The sequence below is a fragment of the Psychrobacter sp. A3 genome (genome assembly GCF_028823565.1).
GTDB classification, from domain to species: Bacteria; Pseudomonadota; Gammaproteobacteria; order Pseudomonadales; family Moraxellaceae; genus Psychrobacter; species Psychrobacter celer.
Window position 1 is genome coordinate 1 of the sequence record NZ_JAPEHS010000084.1, and the last position, 11,151, is coordinate 11,151.

Genomic DNA, 11,151 nt, shown 5'->3' on the forward strand with positions numbered 1-11,151 from the left:
CTATCTGCTTTACGACTTACCATCATTCATCATTGGCAGACTTGGTGATTTTTTTCACATCTTTAGGCACGCTTTTGGCCGTACCATCTACGGTAGTATGCTGTTTAAAGACATCGCCAAACGGGTTTTGCGACTGCTGACCAAAGGGGTTTTGACCACCCATACCACCTGCACCGCCAAACGGGTTTTGGCCGCCCATGCCACCAAATGGGTTTTGACCGCCCATTTGTTTTGCCATCATTTCCATCATTTTTTGCTGGTTATTCATGACATAGTTGTTGGCCGCATCTTTCAGCTTTTTTTGTACAGGCGGTAACACAACCAATAACGCTAGTAAATCACTGAGCACCCCTGGTATCAGTAATAAAATACCGGCTGCCGCCATCGCCACACTCTTTAGCATGGTAGACTCTTGCGGACGCATCGCTGGATTCATCATGCCACCTGCCTTCATCTGCTGCGCCATCGGGTTGAGCGCGGCCATACCTTTGCGCATCAGTGACACACCGATGACAGCGGCGATGATAAACCACATAAATACCCACCAGCCACTCATAAACTGGGCAAGCAAATACCACAGCAGCATCTCAATAATAAACCAAACAATGGCGATACCAACGATCTGACCCATAAAGTGTCGTCCTATAAAATAAAAACCAATAAATAAAGCGCCATACAAATTAAGATGGCTAACATATGATGTATATGGGGATTGATTGCTATACTATCAAACTTATAGCGGATTTTTAAGATATAAAACAAAATGTAAGTAAGACGGAATACTATGGCAATTATTATTGGGATTGACCCAGGCTCGCGTATGACCGGTTATGGCATCGTGCAACAAACCGGCGACAAACTGACCTATATCGATGCAGGCACCATTCGCACAGAGACTAAGGAGATGCCTGAGCGCTTAAAGCGTATTTTTAACGGGTTGACGCGTATTACTCAGCACCATCTAAAATATACTGACGAGCCAATTCATACGGCAATCGAACAAGTATTTATGGCCGAAAACCCAGACTCAGCGCTAAAGCTCGGTCAAGCCCGCGGTGCCGCCATCGCCGCGATGGTAGCACTAGACTTAGAGGTGTCGGAGTACACTGCTCGTCAGATCAAACAGGCGGTTTGCGGCTATGGCGCAGCGGCCAAAGAGCAAGTGCAGGAGATGGTATGCCGTATACTATCGTTAGACGTCGTGCCACAGCAAGATGCCGCCGACGGCCTTGCTTGTGCGATTTGTCATGCTCACTCCAGCCATTCGATGAACAAACTGATATTAAACAGCGCTATGCGCGGGCGCGGCAGCTCTAAGAAAAAAGGCCGCTGGCGGCTAACAGAAGAAGACTTGGGCAATTTACGTTAGGTCATCAAGTATTTGTCTACAAGTCATCAGACATAAAAACACGCGTCATTTGAACGCGTGTTTTCTTAAATCATTTTGGCTATCTAGGCCTCATTTTAAATAACCAAAACGACCAACCAACTTACTCAAGTAACCCTACTCTACCACGCTACTTTCTATCACGGCATCGAGTACATAAGCGTATTCTTCACCTTTGACTTCTGCATCTTCGGTATCCAACTGATAGCGCTGGAGACGCAGCACTTCATCATGCTTGCCGTCATGCTGATAGCCTTCGATTTCGCCCGTGAACGCAGCCCATTTACCTTCACTGGTCTTGATACCTTGATCATCATAAGTGATGGGTTTGACTTGCAAACACTGCTGCGTCCCCTCAGCGGTGCAAGGGGCTTTTTTGGCGTTGACGGCCCAAAAGACGGTTTTTCCTTTGCTATTATATTTCGCCTGTGAGGTCAGCCGCCCTTTCCAAGTCAACGTCACCTCATCGCTGGTCACTTGCGTGAGTAAGGGCCGCTCATCTGTCGTCACGCTCAACTCACTCGTACCCTGCATCAATGTGTTCAGACGATTTTCAGCCTCATTGAGATCTTGGCAAAGCATTTGTGTACTCATGCTATCTTCGGTGGTCAACGTATTACCCTGCAGCTGATAAACCGCGCTCATAGCATTGCAGCCAACGCTATAGCTCAAAGTGTCTTGTCCTTGATTTTGATTAAACAGTAATGATACTTGGTCTTTGATATCAGCCAGCATAGATACCGAGGGCCCACTGCCAGCATTCTGAATATCCGATAGCGTCCAACGATAGCGCGATAGGTTTTCGATCATTTTTTGCTCTACCGTCAGCTTATCATCATGGCCATCGTCTGTATCCGTATTCTCTACATTCATCTCGTCTATTGGCGCTGCGCCATCTGTTTCACTGGTTACCGCCGCTTCATGACGATCTACCGTGTCGCCATCAGCAGGCGCAGTGGATTTTTGACAAGCGCCCAGCGCTAGGCTTGCTACTAGCATGCTTGGTAATAGCAGCCATTTCGAAGCGGGTCTTGCGGTTTTACTTACCATACAACGTACCTCTTAGTAAGCTTGATTTCTTTTTTTGTATAAAACAGATGTGGCAAAAAACTGTCAAATATCATTTAAGCTCTATTACAAAGCTTTTTATGCAACGTCTAAAAGCTCAGGATAGATTGCTCACTATAACGCTGTGTCTACTGCACTATGTAATAAAATGTTTATTTTTATTACATCTTTTAAAAACAGTTCCCAAATCCATGTTTTAGTGCTAGTAGTCGTGAGTTACTATCTTGCAGCTTCTATCTTGGCTTGATTATAACGCCTTATTAACACTGCATAAAAAAACAGCCAATCATGAGATAGGCTGTTTTAATTGAATACAAGCTGTCAGCAGTTGAAAGGTTAATTGAGCAGCTAGGGCGTGCGTGTCCTCATTTTAAAAATGGTGATAAAAATGAGATAAATCGCCGTCAAACAAGGAAGATAACGCAAATAATATCGAGATATTAGTCAGCTATTTGACACCGTTTGACCAGATTTAGCCATTTTTAACCCATTTAGATTACTATCGATTAAATTGAGGACACGCCCTAGTTAAGGATACACTTAAGAAATAAGCAGCCGATTACTTATCAATCTCTCGTATCAATCTCTCATCACTTACTGCCATCTACGGGCTTGGCTTTTGCCATATTTTTGATACTAAACTGCTCATTCATTTTTTGATAAAAGCGCGCTAGGTTTTCACCTTGCTTGCTTGGGTCGACTTTAAGTATTTTGCCAAAATCCAACCCCAAGTACAGCACAATATCAGCAAAGCTTAACTGCTCACCCACGAGATAGTCGCGACCTACTAAAGCGTTCTCAAAATAGCCCATGGCTTTGGTAGCACGGGCGATAGATGGCTGGACAAACTCGGGAACCTGCTCGACACGCTGAGCCTTGGAAGGATGACTGTGCTGAAACGCCAGCATTAGGTTGTACAACACCTCAAGCTCAGCGATCCGGCGCATGGCGCAAACTTGCGCGCGCTGTACTACATCATTTCCCATCACTGAGCGCTCGCCATAGACGCGGTCTAGATACTCACAGACCGCTTGTGAGTCGTTGAGCACCGTCCCATCGTCTAAGGTCAAAACCGGTACCGTCTGCATCGGATTGATCTTGGTAAATTCCGCCGATATCTGCTCGTTGGCTGCAAAGTCGATATCTATCACATCGACGTCATCCATGTCATCGACATCAATCCCTTTTGATGCCAAAAGTATCAAAGCTTTACGCGGGTTTGGGGCAGTACGAGTGACATATAGTTTTTTCATAATAAACTCCTTGTAAAATAGATAGATAACGATTTAGCGCTGCCAGCCATTATTATAATAATTAACGAGCCTTGCTGAGCATTCGTATTGAGTGGCTACGACCCACTCAAATCTGGCTCACATCCTGACGCTCTATCATAGTTATAGCCTACTCGGCGCATCATAGCAAAGCTTTCTTGTTTTTTGCTAAGCCAGAGGCCTAAGGCAAGATAAATATGACGATTGAGATATAAAAAAAGCCTCACAACTTTACGTCGTGAGACTTTGTATCATGCGACTTGCCATTCACTGCCACTTATTTATTAGGGGCAGGTGTGGTACGTAGATATGGCTTAATTTCTTTATGGCCTTTTGGATAGTTGGCAGGGATGTCTTCGTTTTTGACACTTGGCGGGATGATCACATCGTCGCCATCTTTCCAGTCGACTGGCGTGGCAACATTATATTCATCAGACAATTGAAGCGCATCGATGACCCGAACGATCTCATCAAAGTTACGACCACAGCTGGCTGGATAAGTCAGGGTCAGACGTACTTTTTTGTTTGGATCAATGATAAACACGCTGCGAACTGTCGCGGTGTTATCAGCATTTGGGTGAATCATGTCATACAAATCCGCAACCATGCGATCAGAGTCTGCAATGATAGGGAATTTCACCGCAGCGCCTTGTGTCTCTTCGATGTCGCTGACCCAGCCTTTGTGATCTTCTAAGCCGTCCACTGACAAAGCAATCGGCTTGACATTGCGTTTTTGGAACTCACCACCCAATGCAGCGGTGCGGCCAAGCTCAGTAGTACAAACTGGCGTATAGTCGGCAGGATGCGAAAACAATACCACCCAGCTGTCACCCGCCCAATCATAAAAATTAATATCACCCTCTGTGGTGCTTGCATCAAAGTTTGGTGCGGTGTCGCCTAAACGTAAATGTGCCATACTAAATTCCTTATTTATATGAATGATGAGCGCCGATCTTACTGTCTTATGCGCCCTATTATTATAAACCGATTATTGCAATGTGCGAGACGGTTTGATCATTTGCTTATCCCGTCTAGTGCATCAATAAAACTCACTTTATAGTACCAAACTGGTTATGAATGTCTTGTGAAGGATTGTAATGCGATTATTCCATTTATCACTAAGTAAACCAGTATATAGGTAGCATAGCGCATTAAACTACCATGCCTGTATCCCACAAGCAAAGTTCATAAAAAACCCACCCCTAGCGCACTAGAGATGGGTCAGTATAAAAGGACAATGATTTGACATAATAATTTGACGTTAAGCCCTAAGGGCAAGCTCAAAGGCTATGCATTAAGCTGGCTTATAACTGTCGCGTAAGCTGACGATTTGGTTAAATACCGGCTTGTCACTGGTGTGCTCTTCGCTATCGGCGATGAAGTAACCTTCACGCTCAAACTGAAAGCGCGTGCCAGCATCTGCGTTGGCAAGTGACGGCTCAACCACTGCTGCAAGCTCAGTCAATGAATTGGGATTGAGTACTTGATGCACATCACTGGCACTACCTGGGTCCTCGACACTAAATAACTGCTCATACATACGCACGGTCGCAGGCACGCCAAGGCTGGCTGATACCCAATGAATCACGCCTTTGACCTTGCGGCCTTCAGGGTTGTTGCCCAATGTCGCAGGATCAATCGTCGCTTTTAGCTCGATCACATTACCAGCATCGTCAGTAATGTGCTCAGTCACGGCCAGCACATAGGTGTTACGCAGGCGGATTTCTGGCTTTGCTGGTGACAGGCGCTTATAACCGGCTGGCGGCTCAATCTCATAGTCGCCTTGGTCGATATAAAGGGTTTCGGTGAATGGAATCTCACGCTCACCCATATCGACGTTAGGATGTTTTGGCTGCTTGAGCCATAGAGTCTGAGCGTCTTCATCCCAGCGCGCATTGACGCTATCGGCCTTTTGTGACTCCCAGCTGCTAACCGCATCATAGAAGTTAGTAATCGTTACTTTTAACGGCTTAAGCACCGCCATGCCGCGCGCGGTCGTCGTCTCGAGTGATTGACGAATGCTAAATTCTAATAGACGAAAATCAACAACGCTGTCGACTTTGGTCACGCCAACGCGCTCACAAAAATCGCGCAGACCCTCTGGCGTATAACCACGGCGGCGCATGCCCGCGATAGTCGGCATACGCGGATCATCCCAGCCGCTTACCACCCCTTCATCGACCAACTGTTTGAGCTTGCGCTTACTGGTCATGGTGTGGTCGACATTTAAGCGACTAAACTCATACTGATGCGGCGGCACCTCAAAGCCGATTTTTTCTACCGTCCAATCATAAAACGGACGATGGTCTTCAAACTCTAGTGTACACAACGAATGGGTGATGCCTTCGAGCGCATCAGAGAGCGGATGGGCAAAGTCATACATCGGATAGATGCACCATTTATCGCCGGTTTGATGATGCGCTTGGTGCATGACGCGGTAGATGACAGGGTCACGCATGTTCATGTTTGGGCTGGCCATATCAATCTTGGCACGTAGCACCGCTTCGCCTTCAGCAAACTTGCCCTCTTTCATCTCATTAAAGCGCGCTAAGTTTTCTGCGACACTGGCATCACGTTGCGGTGATGGCGTACCTGCCTCATTAAATGAGCCGCGGTTGTCGCGGATTTGTTCAGGCGACTGCAAATCCACATAAGCGTCGCCCTGCTCGATAAGCTGCACCGCCCACGCATAGAGCTGATCAAAATAACCTGATGCATGATGCGCCTCGCCTGCCCACTCAAACCCAAGCCATTTGACATCGTTTTCGATATTGTCGATGAAGTCTTGTTTTTCTGCCGTTGGGTTGGTGTCATCAAAACGCAGGTTACAGACCCCGCCAAACTCCTCAGCAATACCAAAGTTTAGACAGATTGATTTGACATGACCCAAGTGCAAATAGCCGTTTGGTTCAGGGGGAAATCTCGTTACGATTTGGGGGTATTTTTGCGCCTTAATATCATCACGAATGATATTACGAATAAAGTCGTTTTTTTGTGCATTATTGCTTGAGTGCTCACTCATTACTCATTGCTCCTAGCGCAAGTATTCAGCGCGTGTTACCACGCTCAAAAATGATAAATTAAAAAAGACTGATAAAAGATAACGTTGCGTTATTCTATCAGCTTTTGCAAAGCCATTAACAGCCTGATACATGACAGACGACAAAAAAGCCGTTAGACTAGCCATAACTTTTTAACCACCCACTTTTAACCACCACTTGACAGCGTCATTTGGCGCTGCAATCAAAAAAGGAATATCACATGGTAGACATGCCGCCAGTAGTACAACTAGACACCAATATGGGTGCGATCGTCATCGAACTCAACGAAGAAAAAGCACCAAAAACCGTAGAAAACTTCTTAAACTACGTAAAATCTGGCCATTATGACGGCACGATTTTTCATCGCATCATCGATGGCTTTATGATTCAAGGCGGCGGTATGGACGCTGAGATGAATGAAAAATCAACCAATGCTCCTATCGAAAACGAAGCGGACAATGGCCTAAAGAATGACAAAGGCACTATCGCCATGGCGCGTACGCAAGATCCGCATTCAGCGACCAGCCAATTCTTTATCAATGTCAAAGACAATGACTTCCTTAACCACTCTGGCAAAAACATGCAAGGCTGGGGTTATACAGTATTTGGTAAAGTCACCAGCGGTATGGATGTCATCGACAAAATGCGCGGCGTACCAACCGGTCGCTTCGGCATGCATGCTGATGTGCCAAAAGAGCCTGTCGTTATCAACTCTGCGACCATCGTTTCTCAGTAGGTCGTGATAAGTAAGTGTTACTGATAGTCTGACAATAGACGACAAGGATTATGATAAATGCAAACGTTTAATCATCTGATAACGACCCGCCCACATGAGATGCGGCAAGTATTCATCAGCGATTTGCATTTATCGCCAGAGGAGCCTGCCTTAGTGCAGGCTTTTTTGGCGCTACTTGATGACTGTCTGGCCCTGCCCGCCCTCAAACGCTTATTTATCTTAGGCGATTGGTTTGAGGTCTGGATCGGCGATGACGCTTATTTGACGTTATCAGATGACGCGCGCCAAACCCACTGGCTCACCCCGCTTATCGCTAAATTAAAACAACTGCGCATCAATGGCTGTGAGATATTGGTGATGCATGGCAATCGTGATTTTCTGCTGGGTCAGCCGTTTTGCAACCTGTTTGGCGGGGAGCTGATTGATGAGCCGCATATGTTAACCATCGGGCAGCAACACTACCGTCTCGAGCATGGCGACGCGCTCTGTACCGATGATAAAAAATACCAGTTTTTTCGAAAAATCATGCGCAACCGTCTGACCCAGTGGTATCTGCTCAATAAATCCCTAGAAAAACGCTTGGCTATCGCTGAAAAAATGCGCCAAAAAAGCCAACAAAACAACGCCAATAAAGCCGCTCACATTATGGATGTCAACGATGAGGCGGTAATACAAGCCGTGGCTAATAGCGATGCGCTGCTACATGGCCATACCCATCGTCCAGATATCCATCAAGCAACGACAGATAAAAAACGCTACGTGCTGGGTGATTGGCGGCGGCTAAATAAAGATACCCGTAAACCAACCGTCAGCGCAGTGATTGGTGTGATGATCGCTAATGCACACTCAGATAGCAATAAAGCTAAATTTGAACTGGTTGAATTTAGCTCACTGGTCTAGCTTATTTTTTATAAACCAAATGATGTCATAAAATGATGTAATAAGATAAAGGGTCCGCTAACTATTTAGCAGACCCTTTATGATTGGCTATTCACTTATTAAGTGCAGGCTCATTACTTATCGAGCTTAACTTATCAATCTTATTAAGGCATCAGTTTAAAAAAGTGCTGACGATAATGCTTAAGCTCACGAATAGAGTCGCGGATATCATCTAACGCAAGATGGCTGCCGCCCTTTTCAAAGTTTTTTAAGATATCAGGGCGCCAGCGAAAGCACAGCTCTTTAATCGATGACACGTCAAGGTTGCGATAATGAAAGAACCGCTCCAGCTCTGGCATTTGTCGCGCCAAAAAGCGACGATCTTGACAGATCGAGTTACCGCACATCGGCGACTTACCGCTATCGACCCATTTACTCAAAAACTTAATGGTTTCCGCTTCAGCCTCTGCCAGCGTCACCTTACTACGGCGCACCCGATCGATCAGACCTGACTGACCATGTTGCTTGGTGTTCCAGTCATCCATTTTGTTTAATACCTGATCGGATACTTTAATCGCAAACACCGGCCCTTCTGCAAGGACGTTTAAATCTTCGTCAGTGACAACAGTGGCAATCTCGATAATCTCATCGTTTAAGGTGTCAAGTCCAGTCATCTCTAAGTCAATCCATACCAGCCCTTTTTTGCCTTGATTTTTGATCTTAATTTTATTGGGATGGTCGCCGGTAGTCATAAAATATCCTATGGTCAATAATATTTGGAGCAAGTTTGTATATAAAAAGTGCCGTTTTATCTACGGTGACAAGATGAGGGCTTGGGATTTAACAGTGCCAAATCAGCCCTGATATTACAAAACCACTATCTGCCACGGACGGTTTAGGCTGTATGTTAGCAAATTTTCACGCTACACTTAGCAATATTTTTATAATAGGTCAAAACCATGGCATTAATACGGCAACGCAAACTGACTAAACAACAGATTCGTCGCATTGACAAACAGCAGCTCGACAGTCAAGACAGCCTCGATGACAGTTTGATGGATGGCGTGGTCATGGCGCATTATGGCAAGCAGCTAGAGGTACAAATCACCAGCTTGCCTGCGGTGCTACCGGTGCAGCCAGAGATTGCGCCTGATGATCCTGAGCCATTTTGGCAAGCGCTGGAGTTGGGCGATATATGGCGCTGTCATGTGCGTACTAACCTGCCTATGCTGGCGGCAGGCGACCACGTACGCTGGACAGCTGACCCCAATACCGGCTTTGGCCGTATCGAGTCGGTCAAACCGCGTACCTCTCTTGTCTCACGCCCAGATCGGTATCATAAGCTCAAACCTGTCGCTGCCAATATCGATATCTTGGCGATCGTGTTTGCGCCACTACCAGCGGCGGCGGCGTCCCTGATCGATCGCTATTTAGTGGTCTGTCATCACGCGGGCGTCAAGCCGCTATTAGTATTGAACAAAGCCGACCTACTCGCGCAAGAAGACGGCGTCGATACCAGAGAGCTTTTGACTCAATACGCGGCTCTTGGTTACGAGAGCGTACTGACGTCGGTTGACTGTCCTGAAAACATCGCCGCTAGCGACGCCCAAACAGGTCTTGATGAGCTCAAGCGTCATATAGATAAAAAGCTGGTGATTTTTGCTGGACAATCTGGCGTCGGTAAAAGCAGTCTTATCAATGCGCTGTTGCCTGATTCAGGGCAAATGGTCAACGTCATCTCCGAAAACTCGAAACTTGGCCAGCATACCACCACCACCAGTCGTTTATTGCCGTTTAATCCAGACGATCTTACCCAAGGCGGCATCGTCGATACGCCTGGCATTCGTGAGTACGGGATTTGGCATCTGACTCCTGATGATATTATTTCAGGCTTTATTGAGCTTGCGCCGCTTGCCGGTGACTGTCAGTTTCGTGATTGCAAACATACTCATAACAGCAAAGGCTGTGCGTTATGGCAAGCGGTAGCTGATGGTGATGTGCTACAGCGCCGAGTCGAAAACCTGGTGACCTTGAGCGAAGAGGCTGATACCAAGCCCTATTAACAACGCTTTGTATCAAATCAGCATTATTAAAACGTAGGTTGCTCATCATACATTTACTATAGATGACCTAATCGGTATAATAGCGCCTTGTTCAAAATCATTGAGCTATCTTCTCGGCTTAATAGAACACTTATTTTTTGGAGGTATGGTTTGGATCGTGCGCTAGAATTTGTGGGCAACCACCCGTTTTTGTTTGGTATATTAGCCGTACTTGCTGTACTGTTTTTTACCATCGAAAACAAACGTAGTGGTAGAAAAATATCGCCCAACACGCTTGGTATGATGGTGAACTCGCAAAACGCGCAGCTGATCGATATTCGCGCCAAAAAGAAATTTTTGACCGGCTATATTCAAGGCAGCCGCAACATACCTTTTACTGAGCTAAAAGATCGCCTAGAAGAAATCCGCGCCATCCAGCAGCCAGTGGTCATCATCTGCGACATGGGCGTACAGGCAGGCGCAGCCATTCAAATGATTGGCAAAGATGACGTTTATCGCTTAGAAGGTGGCATTGGCGGCTGGCAGGCAGCTGGTATGCCACTCGTTGGCCTAAAAGATGCTAAGTCAAAAACCAAAGGCAAGGCTAAACCGTCATTGCACAAATAGCTGGTGCTGCATTATTTAGTATCAGTAACCATCAAAAAGACACCGCATTTAGGTGTCTTTTTTTATGTGGTATATAGTCGATGCACTCTAAAAAGAATAT

11 protein-coding genes are annotated in these 11,151 nt (G+C 46.1%); 5 read left to right on the forward strand and 6 right to left on the reverse strand.

Annotated features, from left to right (window positions below; genetic code table 11):
• Window positions 1–22 precede the first annotated feature (22 nt).
• Window positions 23–631, reverse strand: a complete 609-nt coding sequence (locus NK638_RS10295) for an FxsA family protein (protein WP_274632954.1) — start codon at window positions 629–631, stop codon at window positions 23–25.
• A gap of 153 nt (window positions 632–784) precedes the next feature.
• Here NK638_RS10295 and ruvC point away from each other — a divergent pair, with 153 nt between their 5' ends.
• On the forward strand, window positions 785–1,369 hold the full coding sequence (gene ruvC, locus NK638_RS10300) for a crossover junction endodeoxyribonuclease RuvC (protein WP_105243865.1): 585 nt from the start codon (window positions 785–787) through the stop codon (window positions 1,367–1,369).
• 135 nt (window positions 1,370–1,504) lie between these two features.
• Here the strand turns inward: ruvC and NK638_RS10305 are convergent, their stop codons facing one another.
• The 4 genes from NK638_RS10305 to NK638_RS10320 all read right to left on the reverse strand — a co-directional run bounded on the left by NK638_RS10305 (window position 1,505) and on the right by NK638_RS10320 (window position 6,748).
• The gene (locus NK638_RS10305) at window positions 1,505–2,437 is read right to left on the reverse strand and encodes an META domain-containing protein (protein ID WP_274632955.1); all 933 of its coding nucleotides are present in this window, start codon (window positions 2,435–2,437) and stop codon (window positions 1,505–1,507) included.
• Window positions 2,438–3,045: 608 nt separating this feature from the next.
• Window positions 3,046–3,708 (reverse strand): glutathione S-transferase family protein, encoded by a 663-nt coding sequence (locus NK638_RS10310; RefSeq protein WP_274632956.1) that lies wholly within the window; start codon window positions 3,706–3,708, stop codon window positions 3,046–3,048.
• A 295-nt stretch (window positions 3,709–4,003) separates the two neighbouring features.
• Window positions 4,004–4,642, reverse strand: a complete 639-nt coding sequence (locus NK638_RS10315) for a peroxiredoxin (protein WP_274632957.1) — start codon at window positions 4,640–4,642, stop codon at window positions 4,004–4,006.
• Between the two features lie 378 nt (window positions 4,643–5,020).
• On the reverse strand, window positions 5,021–6,748 hold the full coding sequence (locus tag NK638_RS10320; RefSeq protein WP_274632958.1) for a glutamine--tRNA ligase/YqeY domain fusion protein: 1,728 nt from the start codon (window positions 6,746–6,748) through the stop codon (window positions 5,021–5,023).
• Between the two features lie 239 nt (window positions 6,749–6,987).
• On the opposite strand from NK638_RS10320, the gene NK638_RS10325 reads away from it, so the two are divergent.
• Together NK638_RS10325 and NK638_RS10330 are read left to right on the forward strand one after the other, a co-directional pair.
• The gene (locus NK638_RS10325) at window positions 6,988–7,503 is read left to right on the forward strand and encodes a peptidylprolyl isomerase (protein WP_201584645.1); all 516 of its coding nucleotides are present in this window, start codon (window positions 6,988–6,990) and stop codon (window positions 7,501–7,503) included.
• Window positions 7,504–7,560: 57 nt separating this feature from the next.
• Complete coding sequence (locus NK638_RS10330; RefSeq protein WP_274632959.1) at window positions 7,561–8,403, forward strand: UDP-2,3-diacylglucosamine diphosphatase; 843 nt, start codon at window positions 7,561–7,563, stop codon at window positions 8,401–8,403.
• A 143-nt stretch (window positions 8,404–8,546) separates the two neighbouring features.
• Here the strand turns inward: NK638_RS10330 and orn are convergent, their stop codons facing one another.
• Window positions 8,547–9,134 carry an oligoribonuclease gene (gene orn / locus NK638_RS10335; protein ID WP_274632960.1) on the reverse strand — a complete coding sequence of 196 codons (588 nt, stop codon included), beginning with the start codon at window positions 9,132–9,134 and terminating at the stop codon, window positions 8,547–8,549.
• Window positions 9,135–9,341: 207 nt separating this feature from the next.
• Between orn and rsgA the strand changes: the two genes are divergently transcribed.
• Together rsgA and NK638_RS10345 are read left to right on the forward strand one after the other, a co-directional pair.
• Window positions 9,342–10,445, forward strand: a complete 1,104-nt coding sequence (gene rsgA / locus NK638_RS10340) for a ribosome small subunit-dependent GTPase A (RefSeq protein ID WP_274632961.1) — start codon at window positions 9,342–9,344, stop codon at window positions 10,443–10,445.
• Between the two features lie 150 nt (window positions 10,446–10,595).
• On the forward strand, window positions 10,596–11,051 hold the full coding sequence (locus NK638_RS10345; protein ID WP_093068718.1) for a rhodanese-like domain-containing protein: 456 nt from the start codon (window positions 10,596–10,598) through the stop codon (window positions 11,049–11,051).
• Window positions 11,052–11,151 lie beyond the last annotated feature (100 nt).

Bases quoted from the DNA above. Each gene is read 5' to 3' on its own strand.
- NK638_RS10310 (WP_274632956.1), bottom strand. From the start codon at position 3,708: ATGAAAAAACTATATGTCACTCGTACTGCCCCAAACCCGCGTAAAGCT.
- NK638_RS10315 (WP_274632957.1), bottom strand. From the start codon at position 4,642: ATGGCACATTTACGTTTAGGCGACACCGCACCAAACTTTGATGCAAGC.
- NK638_RS10330 (WP_274632959.1), top strand. From the start codon at position 7,561: ATGCAAACGTTTAATCATCTGATAACGACCCGCCCACATGAGATGCGG.
- ruvC (WP_105243865.1), top strand. From the start codon at position 785: ATGGCAATTATTATTGGGATTGACCCAGGCTCGCGTATGACCGGTTAT.
- NK638_RS10305 (WP_274632955.1), bottom strand. From the start codon at position 2,437: ATGGTAAGTAAAACCGCAAGACCCGCTTCGAAATGGCTGCTATTACCA.
- NK638_RS10325 (WP_201584645.1), top strand. From the start codon at position 6,988: ATGGTAGACATGCCGCCAGTAGTACAACTAGACACCAATATGGGTGCG.
- rsgA (WP_274632961.1), top strand. From the start codon at position 9,342: ATGGCATTAATACGGCAACGCAAACTGACTAAACAACAGATTCGTCGC.
- orn (WP_274632960.1), bottom strand. From the start codon at position 9,134: ATGACTACCGGCGACCATCCCAATAAAATTAAGATCAAAAATCAAGGC.
- NK638_RS10295 (WP_274632954.1), bottom strand. From the start codon at position 631: ATGGGTCAGATCGTTGGTATCGCCATTGTTTGGTTTATTATTGAGATG.
- NK638_RS10320 (WP_274632958.1), bottom strand. From the start codon at position 6,748: ATGAGTGAGCACTCAAGCAATAATGCACAAAAAAACGACTTTATTCGT.